The following is a 15120-nucleotide window of genomic DNA, read 5'->3' on the forward strand; positions in this document are numbered from 1 at the left end:
CTCCGTGCTCCCCCTGACCCTTCACCGCCTCGACCTCGTCTCGGACGCGGATGCCTCCGACTGCCTCACCCGCGTCGAACCGCGGGACGGGGTGCTGACGGCCACCGACCTGTCGGCGACCCGGGGCGACGGGATCTTCGAGACCGTCGTCGTGGTCGACGGCATCCCCCAGGCCCTCGGCCCGCATCTCGACCGGTTCGAGCGGTCGGCCGCGATGCTCGATCTTCCGGCGCCCCGCCGGGAGCTGTGGATGCGGGCGGTCACGGAGGCTGCCGCGGCGCTGCACGAGCACACCAGCCGCGGCGCGGTGAAGTTCGTCATGTCGCGTGGCGACGAGGCCGCACCCGCCGCCCCCACGGGGTGGGCGCTCGGCTTCGCGCCCGACAGTCGCACCGGCACGCGGGCTCCCGAGGTCGACGTCGTGCTGCTGGATCGCGGGTACCGGCACGATGTCGCGCAGACCTCGCCGTGGCTGCTGCAGGGCGCCAAGACGCTGTCGTACGCGGTCAACATGGCCGCACTGCGCGAGGCCCGCCGCCGCGGGGCGCAGGACGTCATCTTCACGAGCATCGACGGGTTCGTCCTCGAGGGTCCGAACTCCACGGTCATCGCCCGCATCGACGGCGACTACGTGACCCCGCCCACCGACCTCGGGCTGCTGCCCGGCACCACCCAGGCGGACGCCTTCACGGCGCTGGAGGGCTGGGGTGAATCGGTGGCGACGCGCCGGATCGAAGTCGCCGACCTCCGCCGCGCCGACGCCGTCTGGCTCTGCTCGAGCACGCGCGGCGTCGCGCCGGTGCGCTCGCTGGACGGGACTGCGCTCGCCGTCGACATCCCGTTGAGCGATCGACTCAACGACGCACTGGACGCACGGAAGGCGTAGCACCATGATCCCCGTCATTGACGGCCACAACGACCTCGCCTGGGCGCGGCGCGAACGGTTCGGCTACACCACGGACGGACTGGACCGCGTGGTCCCGGAGCTGCACACGGACCTGCCGCGCCTGGACGCCGGCGGCGTGGGCGGACAGTTCTGGTCGGTGTGGATCGATCCGGTCCTCACCGGCGCGGAGCAGGTGACGGCCACGCTCGAGCAGATCGATTTCGTCCACCGCCTGGTGGCCGCGTACCCCGACCGGCTGCGACTGGCCCGCACCGCGGACGACGTCCGCGCGTCGATGCGGGACGGCCGCATCGCGTCGCTGATCGGCGTCGAGGGCGGTGCGCAGCTCGACGGCTCGCTGGCCGTCCTGCGGCAGTACGCGCGCCTGGGTGCGCGCTACCTCACCCTCACCTGGTCGCGCACGATCGATTGGGCCGACTCCGCCACCGATGAGGCGCGACACGGCGGCCTCACGGACTTCGGCCGCGATGTGGTGCGCGAGCTGAACCGGATCGGGGTGCTCGTCGATCTCGCGCACGTGTCGCCCGCGACGATGCGCGATGCCCTGCAGATCAGCACCCGGCCGGTCATCGTGAGCCACTCCGCCGCGTATGCGCTCTGTGCGCATCCGCGAAACGTGCCCGACGACGTCCTTCGCGCGATCGGCGCTCAGGGCGGCGTCGTCATGGTCGCGTTCGTGCCGTCGTTCCTCTCGCCCGCCCGGCGCGAATGGGTGGAGGGCGGCGAGCACGGCGACGCGCCGGTCGTCGGCATCCCGCAGCTCGCCGACCACATCGAGCACGTGCGAGATGTCGCGGGCCCGCATGCCGTGGGTCTCGGCGCCGACTACGACGGCACCGATGCGATGCCGTCCGGGCTCGAAGACGTGTCGCGCTATCAGGACCTCCTGCAAGAGCTCCGCCGCCGCGGCTGGTCGGAGCCGGACCTCGGGGCGCTCGCGCACGGCAATGTCCTGCGGGTGCTCGAGGCCTCCGACGCGGATCATCTCGCCTTCCTGGCCGGGACCGCCGAGCCGCCGGCTGCGGCGGCGCTGACTCCCGCAGTGGATGCCGACGCCCGGGCGCTCGCCGGCGAACCGGTGCGTCCGCGGGTGCTGGCGGTCGTCAACGCCGCCCCGTCGGGGCCGCGACGGCTCACCGGATGGCTGGCGGACGAGGGCGTCGAGGTGCACGCGGTGCTGGGTGCGGACGGGCTGCCCGAGAGCCTCGACGGCTATGCGGGGCTCGTGATGCTCGGGGGCGGGCTGATGCCGGACGACGATGACCGCGCCCCGTGGCTCGCACAGGAGCGGGAGCTCGCCCGGCAGGCGATCGACGCCGATCTGCCGACGCTCGGCATCTGCCTCGGCGGCCAGCTGCTGGCGCACGTCGCGGGCGGCGAGGTCCGCGCGAAGTTCGGCCCCCGGGAGCGCGGCGCCACGCTCATCACGCCGTCGGAGGAAGGCCGCGCCGACCTGCTGACGACGAGCCTCGGCGCCGGCGCGCCGATGATCGAGAACCACCAGGACATGATCACCGCGCTCCCGCCGGGTGCCGTCCTGCTCGCGTCGAGCGCGGCCGTCGCCCACCAGGCGTTCCGGCTCGGCGAACGCGTGTACGGCGTCCAGTTCCACCCAGAGGTGGGCGCGGAGGACCTGCTCAAGTGGGACGAGCCGGTCTCGCCCGGTCCGGAGGACCGCCCGGTCGCCGAACTCGTCGCCGAGGCCCGTCGCGCGGACGGGCAGAACACCGGCGCCGCGCGTGCACTCGTGAGCGGCTTCGCGGAGCACGTGCGGTCTTTCGCCGCCGCGCAGGAGCAGGCGTGAGCGACACCTCGACGTCGACCGTGGACGATCTGCTCGAAAGCCATGCCCGGGACGCCCTGGCGGAGCGCCTCGACGCGCCGACGCTGCGGCGGTCACCGGCATCCATCGCCGCCGTCGTGCACGACGGCAGGATCATCGCGATGTCGGCGCACGGCGAGCCTCGACGCGACGGTGCACCCACCTCGCGCGGCACGGTGTTCCGCATCGCGTCGATGTCGAAGAGCTTCCTGGCCGCCGCGGCCCTGTCGCTGCGCGACGAGGGCGTCCTCGACCTGCACGCGCCGGCGACCGAGTACGTGCCCGAGCTGGCCGGGGCGCGGTTCGGCGACGACGACACGGTGCTGACCCTGGACGCGCTCCTGTCGAACCGGGCCGGCCTCGCCGAGGACAACCCGTGGGGCGACGAGCACCTCGGATCGTCCCGTGCCGAGATCGCCGCGCTCGTCGCGGCGGGGCTGCCGCTTGCTGCACTCCCCGGCACGGAGTACCACTACTCGAATCTGGGGATCTCGTTCCTCGGCCGCGCGATCGAGGCCGTGACCGGTCGCGCCGTCGAAGACGTCGTCCGGGAACGCCTCATCGAGCCGCTCGGCCTGCACGACACGCGCGCCGACGCCGGGCTCTACGACGGCGACGCCGACCTCGCCGCAGGCTTCCGCACCTTCGACGACGGACTCGCGTTCGCCCCCGAACCGTATGTCGGCTCCGGGGCGCTGGCGTGCATCGGCAGCCTCTTCAGCACCGTCGACGACATCGCGACGTGGATGCACTTCCTGGGTTCGGCGTTCGACGACACCACGACCGGCGCCGGACCGCTGCGTGCGGCATCCCGTCGGGAGATGCAGACCGTCCGCACGATGGTGCCGTTGAGCGAGCGGGCCTCGGCCGGCCGCGAGCTCGACGGTGCCGGATACGGCTACGGCCTCGTGGTCGAGCACGACCGCCGGTTCGGGCGCATCGTGCTGCACGCCGGCGGACTGCCCGGCTTCTCGTCGCACATGCGGTGGCACCCCGCCTCGGGCCTCGGCGTCGTCGTGTTCGGCAACTCGGACTCCTACGGTGCCGGCGCGATCGCCGTCGACGTCCTGCAGGGCGTCCTCGCCCGCACCGACGCTCCGGCCGCGATCGTGCGCCCATGGCCGGCGACCCTGGCCGCCGCCGCTCGCATCGACGCGCTCATCGCCGAGGGGCGGCCGCTGTCGGCGGCGCCGGATCTGCTCGCCCGCAACGTGCTGCGCGACGTGCCCGACGAAGTGCGGCGGCGCCGGCTCTCGGAAGCGCTCGCCGAGACGGGCCCGGTGCGCGCGGACGCCGCACCCTTCGCTGCGCGTGTGCTCTCGGCCGCCGACCGCTCCTCGCTGAGGTGGGTCGTCCCGTGCGAGCGCGGGGCGCTGGTGTGCGACGTGCACCTGATGGGTCTGCGCGAACCGCTCGTCCAGGAGCTCTCGGTCCAGGTGGCGGACGCAAGCGGCATGCGCCCCCGGGGCGAGGCCGCCCGCGTCACCGATCACTTCAGAGTCGCCCCGCTCTGACGGCTCACGCCTCGCGCGACGCCCGCCCCCGCCATTCCGAACGCAAGGACACACCGATGGCCTCGACACTGTTCCGCCACCCGAGGATCCACCTGCTCGACGGCCGTGGCGGGACCGCCGAGGCGATGCTGGTCGTCGATGGTGTGATCGCCGCGATCGGCGGAGCGGATGCCGTCGCCGAGGGTGCACCCGCCGGCACGGCCGTGTGCGACCTGCCGGGCGAGGCCGTCGTCGCCGGACTCCACGACGCTCACATCCACACCGCAAGCCTGGCGCGCAGCCTCGACGAGCTCGACGTGAACCACGCCGGCAGTCTCGCCGACGCCCTCAGCGGCATCGACGAGCACCTGCGCGCGCGGCCGGGCGACGGCTGGGTGATCGGCGGCCGCTGGGACGCGAACGGGTGGACGGACGGGCGTCCGACCCTCGCCGCGCTGGACGCCGTCGCACCGGATCGGCCGGTGTGCCTGTCGAGCGTGGACGGCCACTCGGTGTGGGTGAACAGCGAAGCGCTGCGGCGCGCCGGCATCGACGCCCTCACCGCCGACCCGATCGGCGGACGCATCGAACGCGACCCCGACGGCCACCCGACCGGGCTGCTCCGCGAGACCGCGGCAGACGCCGTCGTCGACCAGGCCGAGCGCGAGTCCCCGGTCGACCTGCTCGCCCTGCTGGAGCAGACGCAGCGGCTGCTGCTGTCGCAGGGGGTGACCCACGTCACCGATTTCGACGGCGAGGACGCCCGCGACGCCTTCCTCCGCCTGAAGGATGCCGGCCGGCTCCGGCTGCGGGTGCACAAGGGCACGCCGGTCGCCGCGCTGGAGGAGGCCGTCGCCACCGGCCGGCGCACCGGCATGGGTGACGACTGGTTCACGAACGGGCCGGTCAAGCTGTTCTCGGACGGGGCCCTCGGCTCGCACACCGCCCACATGGGTGAGGACTTCGCCGGCGAGCCGGGGAACCACGGCATCGAGGTGCTCGATCCGAGCGAGCTCGACCGCCTCATCGCGATCGCCGTCGCCGGCGGCATCGCCGTGGCCACCCACGCCATCGGGGATCAGGCGAACGCCCGGGTCCTCGACGCCTATGCCCGCGCTCATGGCGCTGCCACCCGCGCCGGGCTGCGACTGCGCGTCGAGCACTCACAGCACCTCGCCCCCGGCGACGTCGCACGGTTCGCCCGCCTGGGTGTCATCGCCTCGCTCCAGCCGACCCACTGGGCCGGCGACATCCCGCTCGTGTCGCGGCTGCTGCAGGGTCGCGACCTCGACAGCTACGCGTGGGCGGCGCTTCGGGACGCCGGAGCGGTGGTCGCGTTCGGGTCCGACGCCCCGGTCGAGCCGTCGGCGCCGCTGCGCGGCATCCGCGACGCGGTCGTCAGGGGCACCGAGGCGTCGCCTGCCGGTGAAGAGCCAGGCATCCGCCCCCTGACGACTGAAGAGGCATTGACCGCCTACACGGCCGGACCGGCGCATGCGGCCGGGCTCGACGGCCGGGTCGGCCGGCTCGGTGTCGGCATGCTCGCCGACTTCGTCGCGCTCGACGCGGATCCTGTTCGTGTCGCGCCAGCTGACATCGCCGGCATCCGCCCGGTCGCCACCGTCGTGGGCGGCTCACCGGCGTTCGGCCTGGACGACCGGGAGGACCGATGACCGCCGCCGACACCCGCCTGCGTCTGGCCGATCTAGGGGTGGGCGCCGGCGCGTTCCCCCGAGGCGGGGACAACGCGATCACCGACGTTCCAGGCGTGCTGGTGGGCCACGCGACCGTGCACACCGACCGGCTCCACACCGGCGTGACGGCCGTCGTGCCGGCGATGCTGGGCGCCGAGCGGCGCTGGCTTCCGGCAGGGCTCGCGGTCGGCAACGGGTTCGGAAAGCTCGTCGGCGCGACGCAGCTCCAGGAGCTCGGCGCTCTCGAGACCCCCGTGCTGCTCACCAGCACCCTGTCGGTGTACCGCGTCGCCGACGCACTGCTCGGGCACATGCTCGCGCAGCCGGGATACGAACGGACCACGACGCTCAACCCCGTCGTCGGCGAGACGAACGACGGCTTCCTGTCCGACATCCGCTCCCGTCCGCTGGGCGAGGAACACGTCGCCGCAGCGTTGGCGACCGCCTCCTCGGGTGCCGTCGCCGAGGGAAGCGTCGGCGCGGGGGCGGGGACGGTCGCCCTCGGGTTCAAAGGTGGGATCGGCACCGCGTCCCGCGCCGCACCGGTGGGTGAGGACGCCTACACGGTCGGCGCCCTGGTGCAGTCGAACTTCAGCGGCACGCTGTCGATCGCGGGCGTGCCGATGCCCGCAGACGAGCTCGCGCCCGGTCCGCCGGCGGAGACCGTCGGCAACTCGTGCATGATCGTGGTCGCCACGGACGCGCCGGTCGACGGGCGACAGCTTGCACGGTGCGCGCGGCGGGCGGTGTTCGCGATGCGCGGCGTCGGCTCGGACTTCGCGCAGGGCAGTGGCGACTACGCGATCGCGTTCTCGGTCGGGTCGGGGATGCCGCCGGCCGATGCCGCGCTGTCCCCCCTGTTCCACGCGACGATGGACGCGGTCGAGGAGGCACTCGTCAACTCGATCCTCATGGCGACCACGCAGACGCACGCCGACGGGAACATCGCTCGTGCCATCCCGCTCGACGCCGTGCGCGCACGCCTGAAGGCGGCAGGGGCGATCTGACACCGCCGCATGAAGACCGATCGTCAGCGCAGGTCGGCGAGCGCCCGGTGCACGGAAGCGACCGCGCTGGACCCCTCGCCCACGGCGGCAGCGACCCTCTTCATCGAACCGCGGCGCACATCGCCGGCGGCGAAGATGCGGGGCACCGACGTCTCGAACGGCAGCGGCTCGCGGCCGAGGCCCTGCCAGCGCTCGAGCGACTGCACCGACACGTCGGTGCCGGTGCGCAGGAACCCGTCGGCATCCCGGTCCAGCTCGCCGAGCCATGACGTCGCCGGCTCGGCGCCGATGAAGCAGAACAGGCCGCGCGCCGCGACGTCGCCGACCGAGTCGATGCTCACGCGCTCGAGGGCGGAACCGCCGTCGAGCCCGACGACGCGCGACTGGGTGTGCACCTCGATGCGCCGGTCTTCGAGCAGCCGGTCGACGAGGTACGACGACATGCGCGTGCCGAGATCCGAGCCGCGCACCACCAGGTGCACGGGGCATCCGTTCGCAGCGAGGAACAGCGACGCCTGGCCGGCCGAGTTCGCACCGCCGACGACGACCACCGGGGATTCGAACACCTGACGCAGTTCGAGCGGCGTGGCGGCGTAGAAGATGCCGGCACCTTCGAAGTCGTTCCAGCGCTCCAGGTCGAGCGTGCGGTAGGCGGCACCGGAGGTCACGATCGCGGTGCGGGTGCGGATCACCCGGCCGTCCGTGAGCGTGATGTCGAGGGTGTCGCCGGCGGCGCGCAGCTCCCGCGCCTCACAGGGCGCGTAGACCCGCACGCCGAACTTGAGCGCCTGCAGCGACGCCTGCCCGATGAGATCGCCGCCGCTCACGCCGAACGGGAATCCGAGGAAGTTCTCGATGCGCGAGGTGGCCGCCGCCTGGCCGCCCGGCGCGACGGCATCCAGCAGCACTGTGCTGAGCCCCTCCGACGCGCCGTAGATCGCGGCCGCGAGGCCCGCCGGGCCACCGCCGACGACGACGAGGTCGACCACTTCGTCGGCGTGCGCCTGGTAGCTGAGGCCGAGCCGCTCGGCGACCATGCCGGGCGTCGCGCGACGCAGCGGCTCACCCTGGATGAACGCCACCGGCAGGTCCTCTGCCGTGACGCCGTGGTCGGCGAGGACGTCGAGGCCGCCCGGGGCCAGCTCCATCGCGGTGTGGACGAGGTCGAGCCGCTCGGCGAAGCGCCGCAGCGACAGGAAGTCCCGTGACGACCGCGCGCCGACGAGCTTGAGGGTGAGCGCGGCCGGCCCTCGTCGCAGCATCTCGCGCCGCGCCCACAGCGCATGCAGGACGAGGTCGCACAGCTCGTCGTCCTCGGCCATGAGCAGCCGCAGGCTCGCGCGGCTCACCCGCAGCATGCGGCCCGCCTGTTTCGCGCGCGCCGACAGGAACGCCCCCTGTCCGTTGAGCAGACCGAGCTCGCCCACGAACGAGCGCGGACCCATCGTCCCGATCACGGTCTCGTCGACCCATGACAGCGCGTCACGGACGATCTGCACCTCGCCGGTGTCCACGAGGATCAGGTCGTAGTCGGGATCTCCGGCCCGGAAGAGGTACTCCCCCTCGGCGACGTCGTGCGGCTCGCCGAAGGTCTTGAGGCGAGCCCACTGCTCGTCGGTCAGCGTCGGCTTGCCGAGCCGGAGGATGTCGGGCTGCTTCATCGTGCCTCCTCGCGTGGGGCGGTGCCGTCAGCGGTGGATGAGCTGACGCCAGTCGTCGGGCACTCTGCCGTCCGGACCGGGCGACGGCCACGACGCAGGCCGCGAGTCCGGCGGCGCCAGCTCCGGCCCGTCGACGTAGTCCTCGGCGACGTAGTCCCAGAACCACACCTCGCCCGGCTCGAAGCTGCGTACGACGCGGTGTCCGGTGGTGTGGAAGTGGCCCGTCGCGTGCTGAGCGGGCGACGTGTCGCAGCATCCGATGTTCCCGCATTCGGCGCACCGGCGCAGGTGCACCCACCACCCGCCCACGGCGTCGCACTCGGCGCAGCCCTCTCCCGAGGGCGCCACGGCGGGGTCGATCTGGTCGAGGGTCATGCTCGCGATGCTAGCCCGCGGTGCGGCCCGACGGGGCTGTCGGTCGCGGGACATTCTCCGACACGACCTCCGGATCTCCGCTCTCAGCAGTTTCTCAGGCTCTATGTTCGATCCATGACTTTCTTCGAAGACATCGAGCCCATCAGCACGGGCGTGTCGACCGGTGCAATGTTCGGGTACATCGTCGTGGGGCTCATCTACTGGGTGATCACGATCATCGCCTTCTGGAGGACCTTCACCAAGGCGGGCTACCCGGGCTGGCTCGCCATCATCCCGATCGTGAACCTGTTCGTCCTGGTCAAGATCGCGGGATACTCGGCGTGGCTGGGCATCCTCTGGTTCATCCCGATCGCCAACATCGTGCTCGCGATCCTCGTCGCGTTCCGCAACGGCCGCGCGTTCGGTCACGGCGGAGCGTTCTCGTTCTTCCTCCTGTTCCTGCTCAACCCGATCGGCTACTTCATCACCGGTTTCAGCAACGACACCTACACGAAGCCGGTGTCGGCATAACCGGACCCGCAGCGTCGCGACCTCCGGGGTCGAGTGGGAGCACGCTCCCGCTCAGCCCCCGGAGGTCGCGCTCATTCACGAAGGAGATCCGCATGACCGAGACGGTGACCGCGTCCCCTTGGCGCAGGTTCTGGAGCAAGGGCGGCTGGTGGCGCTCGCTGCTGCTGGTCGTCGCGTACTACGTCCTCTACCAGGCGGGATCGCTCCTGTTCCTGCCGCTGGCCGAATCGACGGACGATCCTGCGGCGCAGGTGTGGTTCACGACGGCACTGCCGATCGCGCTGGGCGGCGTGATCCTCGTGCTCTTCGGCTGGTCGGTGGGCTGGCTCCGTGAACTGTTCGGTCCGCAGCCGATCCGCGGCTCGTGGTGGATGTGGATCGCCGTCGGGGTCGTGGTGCTGTTCAACGTGCTCCACTTCGCCACCGTCGACTACGGCAAGGCCGGCGCCGGAGTGGTCATCGCATGGATCGTCGCCGGACTGTTCATCGGCTTCGCGGAAGAGACGCTGACGCGCGGATACGTCGTCAACCTCATGCGCAAGGCCGGGTACCGCGAGATCGCGGTCGCCTTGGTCAGCGCCGCGCTGTTCGCGGCACTTCACTCGGGCAACCTGCTGACCGGTCAGGCTCTGCTGCCGACGATGATCCAGCTGGTCTACACGTTCGGCTTCGGCATCCTGATGTACCTGTCGCTGCGGGTGACCGGCAACCTCGTCTGGCCGATCCTGCTCCACGCGACGACCGACCCGTCGATCTTCCTGCAGACCTTGTACCCCGCCGGCGGCGGGCTGACCGCGATCGCGAGTCTCGGCAACTTCGCCGTCATCGGAGCCGGCATCATCATGCTCTTCTTCATCCGCGGAAAGGTCGCACCGGCCGAGCCCACCTTCGACGAGAAGCCGGCCTGACACCGAGCCGACCTTGAGGAGAGTGGATGCCGCGGCCAGCGGCATCCACCCTCCTGTTCCGGCTGTCCGACACGAGGGCCAGACTGGTCGCATGGCGACCCTCTCCGCCGTCCAGGGCGACATCACCGAGCAGCAGGTCGATGCGGTCGTCAACGCCGCGAACAGCCGGATGCGCGGCGGCGGCGGCGTCGACGGGGCCATCCACCGCGCGGGCGGACCAGCGGTGCTCGCGGACTGCATCGCACGGTTCCCGCACGGGCTGGCGACCGGCGACGCCGGCTGGACCACGGGCGGCGACCTCCCCGCCCAGTGGGTCGTCCACACCGTCGGCCCGAACTTCGCCGCCGGGGAGCGCGACCGCGCGCTGCTGGTGTCGTGCTATCGGCGCTCGCTCGAAGTGGCCGACGAACTGGGGGCGCGCTCGATCGCGTTCCCCCTGATCAGCGCAGGCATCTACGGCTGGCCGCTCGACGACGCGATCGACGCGGCCATCGACACGCTGGCACGCACCGTCAGCGGGCTGGACGACATCCGCGTGATCGCGTTCTCGGCGTCGACCTTCGCGCGCCTGCACGACCGCGTCGCGGCGGGCTGAGCGGCGCGGTCAGTCGAAGCGCGCGGCGGTCTCTCGCGGGTAGACGCCGCCGGCGAGCTTCACGAGCCGCGCGTGCGCGTACTCGCACACGAGCGCGTGGCGGTAGACCATGCGGGGCACGTCGACGTTCGAGTCCATCCAGAGGCTCATGCCGGCGAGCTTCCAGTGACGGAACGTGTCGTCGCCCGTGACGAGGGCCAGGATCTCGAGGAACGAGTCGTCGAACCGGATCGAGTGCACCGCACGCCGGTACTCCTCGACGGTGAGGGCCATCGAGAACGGGATGTTCATGAAGCACAGCGCCGTCTGGATGTCGAGCCGCAGGTAGCGCCGGCGCCAGCGCTCGGCGTCGAGCCGGGGCACGTCGAGCTGCGAGAAGTCGAGGGTCGCCGGCCGCGTGAGCGGCACCTGGTCGAGGGCGATGAGGACGTCGTAGACGTTGACGTCGTGCTCGACCACCGCGTTGTCCCCGAGACCCGACAGCGTCTCGGGGCGAAGGGTGACCGGCTCCATCGCGACCGGGGTGTTGCGGATGATGAAGTTCACGAGGTTCGTCTCGACGACGAAGTGCCGGATCAGCAGCTCGACCGCGTCGGGCGACACGAACCTGCGGAGGAACCAGACACAGAGCCGATCCATCATTCCGAGCGGCATCCACCGGAACGGCAGCACGCGCTTGACGATCGAGATCAGCGCGACGAGCACGCGCGAGAGCACGCGGGCGATCGGGTACAGCCAGCGCCGTGACAGTCGGCGCTGGTCGTCGATGATCTGGCGCACGAGGGCCCGGTCCAGCGGCACCGACGGGTCGGCGTAGATCGCCTCCCACATGCTCGGGTCGGAGCGGACGTACTCCGGAACGGTGCGCCGTCGGTCCGCCACGTCAGCGATCCAGCTCTTCGAGCTGCAGCGCGTACAGCCGCGCCACGACCTGTGCGCAGCGCACGATGTCGTCGGCTGCCGCGTCGTCGATGATCCCCGATGTGAGGATCGCGTCGAGGTCGCCGGTGTGCGCGCTGTCGGCCTGCTCGTGGTACCGCATGAAGTGCACCTGCCCGTCAGCCAGTCCGAGAACCTCCTGGAACCTCGCGGCCCACCCGGCCGCACGCTGCGCGCCGAGGCCCTCGATGATGAACATCGCACCCAGCAGGCCCACCGGGTTGGGGCGGTCGGCGTAGTGGAACATGTAGCCCGACAGCGCCTCGGACCCGATGTTCTTGCGCCCCGCCCGCAGCTCGTCGAGCGAGCCGCCGACGGCGACGTAGTCCCGCTCGAGCATGAGGTAGTCGCGGTGCTCCTCCTCCGCGTGCCGGATCGCGGCGGCACGCAGCTCGAAGTGCGCGATGTCGAAGTTCGACGCGGCCCGCGAGATCCACAGCGACCCGTCGACCACCTGCTGTCGCAGGTTGAACAGCAGCCGCAGGTAGTCGTCGAGCGTCACCGCGCCCTCGTCGAGCCGCCGCAGGATCGGCACCTGCGCGAGGCGCTCCTCCAGGTCTGCCCACACGTCGGCGAGACGCTCGGCAAGGGTGTCTGTGGTGGTGGCGGTCACGTGCTCACTCCTTGATCCGAGGATGCCGCCGCCCGGCCGGGCGGGGCGACCACCGTGAGGTGGGCGAAGGCGAACGAGAAGCGTCCCGACTCGGGCACGGCCAGCAGCACGGTGTCGCCGACGGCGAACCGGCCCGAGCGCCACGCCTCTTCCAGGGCGATGAAGATGCTCGCAGACCCCGTGTTGCCGCGCGTCTCGAGGTTCGAGAACCAGCGGTCGGTGTCGAGCGTCGGGATGCGGCGGCGCAGCGCGTCGAACGCCACGTCGCGGAACGCGTTCGTGCTGTAGTGGCACACGACGTGGTCGAGATGACCGACGTCGATGAGGCCGATGTCGACGAGTTCTTCGAACTGACGGATGCCGGCGCCGGCAAGGTCGTCCAGCATGCTGACGTCCTGGCGCAGCAGGAACATGCCCGCGGCCTCCGCCTCGGCGATGCCGACATCCTGCCACGTGCGCCCGACGACGGGCTCGGGCCCGCTCATGCCGGCCCGCATGCAGACATCGTGCTCATGCGCGAGCGACACCTGCCGCACCCAGTCCACCCGCAGCGACGGGCGATCGGGGTGGGGCTGGAACTCCACGACCACCGCTCCCGCGCCGTCCGACAGCATCCACCTGAGGAAGTGGGCGTCCATGCCGGAGCGGATGCCGTCGTACCGGCGCTGTCGCAGGCTGCGGCTGGCGAGCTCCGAGGCGACGACCGCGGCGCGAGGGTGGTCGCCGAGGCGCACCTTGCTCACGGCCGCGTCGAGGGCGGAGAGGCTCGAGGCGCACACGCCGGAGACCGACAGCAGCTGCTTCGGGCCGCCGCCGAGGCGCCCGTGCACCATCGACGCGAAGCCCGGAACGAGCACGTCGCCCATGGTGGTCGCGCACGCCAGCATGCGGATGTCTGACGCGCCGATGCCGCGATCGTCGAGCGCCGCGTGCAGCGCCTTGACCGCGAGCTCTTCGTTCAGCTCGGTCGGCTCGCCGTGCTCGTCGAGCGCGTAGTGACGCCGCCGGATGCCGTTGGCGTCGAGCACGCGCCGGCGGATCCGCTCGGTGACGGGGTCGTCGCCGCCCAGGCGCGCGACGATCCCGTCGTTGTCGACAGGTTCACCCGGCAGGTAGCTGCCGAACCCGGTCAGGTAGGCGGTCGCGCTCACGGTTCACCGAGCTCGTCTGGGTGGGTCAGCCGCCACCAGTCATCGGGCGGCTCGATGCTCCCCTCGACCACGAGCGGGATCGTGGTCGTGCTCGGGCCGGCCGTCCAGGTGATGCTGCCGACGACTTCGCCGTCGGAGTAGGTCTTCGGCGTCGTCGTCTCCATGGCGACCGTGATGGGCGTGTCGGACCACGTGAGGATCGACGCCTCCTGCGCGATCACGATCTTCGCCGACGCGCCCCACGGCGTCCGGTACTCGCCCACCTGCTGTCCGTGCGTGGCGACCGGCACGGGGCGGAGGCCCTCACGGATGCTGGTCAGCAGGGCGCGCACGTCATTGTCGAGGCCCTCACGAGTGTTCTCGCCGAGTACGACGCCGACGATCTGGAGCGGCTGCCCGATGCCGACGTCCATCGTCGCGGTGTACAGCAGGTTGTAGGTGCCGTAGCCCAGGTTGCCGGTCTTGAGCCCGGTGATCCCCTCGACGCCGAGGAGGTCGTTCGTGTTCGAGAGCGCCCCCGCACCGGGGAGCGAGATCGACGGGGTGGCGGCGATCGCCGCGATGGTCGGGTTCGCCCCGGCGATCCGGCCGAGCGCGATCAGGTCGGTCGGCGTGCTGGTGTTGCGCTCGCTCATCCCGGTGGGCTCGGCGATCGTCGTGCCGGTGAGGCCGTTCGCGGCGAGCCACCGTCGCGCCGCGGAGACGAACGCGCCCTGCGACCCATAGGCCCATGTCGAGACCGCCTCGGCGTAGTTGCTCGCCGACGGGATCAGCATGGCGGCGAGTGCTTCGCGCTCGGTCATCGAGCTGCCGGTCGGCATCGCGGCGATCGTGGCCCCCATCACGTAGTACTTGTCGTACAGGTCGTGGTCGGCCTTGCTGAAGGTGATCGTCGGGCCGGCGTCGTTCGCGTCCGCGAGCGGCTTCGCGTCGAGGATCACGAGCGCCGTGATCAGCTTGCTGATGCTCGCCATGGGGCGGGGGTCGTTCGCGCCGGTCGTCGCCCAGATGCCCGCGGCGTCGGGTCCGAGGTACGCGTCCGCGCCCGAGATCGAGATCGCCGACGCGGTCCCGTCGGGAAGGATGATCGGCGCCGCAGTGGATGCCGGCGCCCCAGGCAGCTGGGATGTCGCTCTGGGAGCGGCAAGCGGCGCATTGAGCGCCCACGCCACGTAGCCTCCGGCGGTGCCGAGGATCGACACCAGGATGATCGCGGTGACGAGCAGCCCGATCCTGCGGCGTCTGCGGCGCCTGAGGTGGGCCTCCGGATCGGCGTCGGCGAGCCCGTCGGTCAGCTCCTGCTCTTCGCGCATGAGCTCCGCGAGATCGGAGAACTCATCGGTCACCTCTTCGTGGGTCGCGATCGCTGGCCTCCATCCGGAAATCTGCTCCCATCATGCATTATCCGGAGGGATGCGGTTGCTCGGAGTTCGCCGGGAACGCGC

The 15120-nt window shown here is 71.6% G+C and carries 14 protein-coding genes; 8 read left to right on the plus strand and 6 right to left on the minus strand.

The features are described from left to right. Positions 1 to 4: 4 nt before the first annotated feature. The 5 genes from ACFWJ8_RS20210 to ACFWJ8_RS20230 are packed head-to-tail and all read left to right on the plus strand — an operon-like array spanning position 5 to position 6923. Positions 5 to 886 carry an aminodeoxychorismate lyase gene (locus ACFWJ8_RS20210; protein ID WP_378814931.1) on the plus strand — a complete coding sequence of 294 codons (882 nt, stop codon included), beginning with the start codon at positions 5 to 7 and terminating at the stop codon, positions 884 to 886. Positions 887 to 890: 4 nt separating this feature from the next. Then, entirely contained in the window at positions 891 to 2711 is a 1821-nt protein-coding gene (locus tag ACFWJ8_RS20215; protein WP_378814933.1) for a membrane dipeptidase, read from the plus strand. Further along, positions 2708 to 4243 carry a serine hydrolase domain-containing protein gene (locus ACFWJ8_RS20220; RefSeq protein ID WP_378814935.1) on the plus strand — a complete coding sequence of 512 codons (1536 nt, stop codon included), beginning with the start codon at positions 2708 to 2710 and terminating at the stop codon, positions 4241 to 4243. The genes ACFWJ8_RS20215 and ACFWJ8_RS20220 overlap by 4 nt, the downstream gene beginning before the upstream one ends. Before the next feature lie 56 nt (positions 4244 to 4299). Further along, positions 4300 to 5895 carry an amidohydrolase gene (locus ACFWJ8_RS20225; protein ID WP_378814937.1) on the plus strand — a complete coding sequence of 532 codons (1596 nt, stop codon included), beginning with the start codon at positions 4300 to 4302 and terminating at the stop codon, positions 5893 to 5895. Next, entirely contained in the window at positions 5892 to 6923 is a 1032-nt protein-coding gene (locus tag ACFWJ8_RS20230; protein WP_378814939.1) for a P1 family peptidase, read from the plus strand. The genes ACFWJ8_RS20225 and ACFWJ8_RS20230 overlap by 4 nt, the downstream gene beginning before the upstream one ends. 23 nt (positions 6924 to 6946) lie before the next feature. Here ACFWJ8_RS20230 and ACFWJ8_RS20235 read toward each other — a convergent pair whose 3' ends face one another. Both ACFWJ8_RS20235 and ACFWJ8_RS20240 read right to left on the minus strand, forming a co-directional pair. After that, positions 6947 to 8584, minus strand: a complete 1638-nt coding sequence (locus tag ACFWJ8_RS20235; RefSeq protein ID WP_378814941.1) for an FAD-dependent oxidoreductase — start codon at positions 8582 to 8584, stop codon at positions 6947 to 6949. 27 nt (positions 8585 to 8611) lie between these two features. Then, a complete protein-coding gene (locus ACFWJ8_RS20240; RefSeq protein ID WP_378814943.1) occupies positions 8612 to 8959 on the minus strand; it encodes a UBP-type zinc finger domain-containing protein in 348 nt (115 codons plus the stop codon). A gap of 114 nt (positions 8960 to 9073) precedes the next feature. Between ACFWJ8_RS20240 and ACFWJ8_RS20245 the strand changes: the two genes are divergently transcribed. The 3 genes from ACFWJ8_RS20245 to ACFWJ8_RS20255 all read left to right on the plus strand — a co-directional run bounded on the left by ACFWJ8_RS20245 (position 9074) and on the right by ACFWJ8_RS20255 (position 10972). Then, entirely contained in the window at positions 9074 to 9469 is a 396-nt protein-coding gene (locus tag ACFWJ8_RS20245; protein ID WP_378814945.1) for a DUF5684 domain-containing protein, read from the plus strand. Between the two features lie 92 nt (positions 9470 to 9561). Next, the gene (locus ACFWJ8_RS20250) at positions 9562 to 10377 is read left to right on the plus strand and encodes a CPBP family intramembrane glutamic endopeptidase (protein ID WP_378814947.1); all 816 of its coding nucleotides are present in this window, start codon (positions 9562 to 9564) and stop codon (positions 10375 to 10377) included. Positions 10378 to 10468: 91 nt separating this feature from the next. After that, positions 10469 to 10972, plus strand: a complete 504-nt coding sequence (locus tag ACFWJ8_RS20255; protein WP_378814949.1) for an O-acetyl-ADP-ribose deacetylase — start codon at positions 10469 to 10471, stop codon at positions 10970 to 10972. A gap of 9 nt (positions 10973 to 10981) precedes the next feature. Here the strand turns inward: ACFWJ8_RS20255 and ACFWJ8_RS20260 are convergent, their stop codons facing one another. From ACFWJ8_RS20260 to ACFWJ8_RS20275, 4 genes are read right to left on the minus strand one after another with little or no spacing between them, the layout of a single operon-like run. After that, positions 10982 to 11854 (minus strand): DUF6999 family protein, encoded by an 873-nt coding sequence (locus ACFWJ8_RS20260; protein ID WP_378814951.1) that lies wholly within the window; start codon positions 11852 to 11854, stop codon positions 10982 to 10984. A 1-nt stretch (position 11855) separates the two neighbouring features. Beyond that, positions 11856 to 12524 carry an iron-containing redox enzyme family protein gene (locus ACFWJ8_RS20265; RefSeq protein WP_378814953.1) on the minus strand — a complete coding sequence of 223 codons (669 nt, stop codon included), beginning with the start codon at positions 12522 to 12524 and terminating at the stop codon, positions 11856 to 11858. After that, entirely contained in the window at positions 12521 to 13675 is a 1155-nt protein-coding gene (locus tag ACFWJ8_RS20270; protein WP_378814955.1) for a 3-oxoacyl-[acyl-carrier-protein] synthase III C-terminal domain-containing protein, read from the minus strand. The genes ACFWJ8_RS20265 and ACFWJ8_RS20270 overlap by 4 nt, the downstream gene beginning before the upstream one ends. After that, positions 13672 to 15021: a D-alanyl-D-alanine carboxypeptidase family protein gene (locus ACFWJ8_RS20275; protein WP_378814957.1), complete on the minus strand. Its 1350-nt coding sequence runs from the start codon at positions 15019 to 15021 to the stop codon at positions 13672 to 13674. Before ACFWJ8_RS20275 ends, ACFWJ8_RS20270 begins: the two co-directional genes overlap by 4 nt. Positions 15022 to 15120 lie beyond the last annotated feature (99 nt).

The organism is Microbacterium sp. NPDC058389, from assembly GCF_042722305.1.
GTDB lineage: Bacteria > Actinomycetota > Actinomycetes > Actinomycetales > Microbacteriaceae > Microbacterium.

Coding starts and splice junctions, on each gene's coding strand:
- ACFWJ8_RS20215 (WP_378814933.1), top strand. CDS start 891: ATGATCCCCGTCATTGACGGCCACAACGACCTCGCCTGGGCGCGGCGC.
- ACFWJ8_RS20225 (WP_378814937.1), top strand. CDS start 4,300: ATGGCCTCGACACTGTTCCGCCACCCGAGGATCCACCTGCTCGACGGC.
- ACFWJ8_RS20230 (WP_378814939.1), top strand. CDS start 5,892: ATGACCGCCGCCGACACCCGCCTGCGTCTGGCCGATCTAGGGGTGGGC.
- ACFWJ8_RS20235 (WP_378814941.1), bottom strand. CDS start 8,584: ATGAAGCAGCCCGACATCCTCCGGCTCGGCAAGCCGACGCTGACCGAC.
- ACFWJ8_RS20240 (WP_378814943.1), bottom strand. CDS start 8,959: ATGACCCTCGACCAGATCGACCCCGCCGTGGCGCCCTCGGGAGAGGGC.
- ACFWJ8_RS20245 (WP_378814945.1), top strand. CDS start 9,074: ATGACTTTCTTCGAAGACATCGAGCCCATCAGCACGGGCGTGTCGACC.
- ACFWJ8_RS20250 (WP_378814947.1), top strand. CDS start 9,562: ATGACCGAGACGGTGACCGCGTCCCCTTGGCGCAGGTTCTGGAGCAAG.
- ACFWJ8_RS20255 (WP_378814949.1), top strand. CDS start 10,469: ATGGCGACCCTCTCCGCCGTCCAGGGCGACATCACCGAGCAGCAGGTC.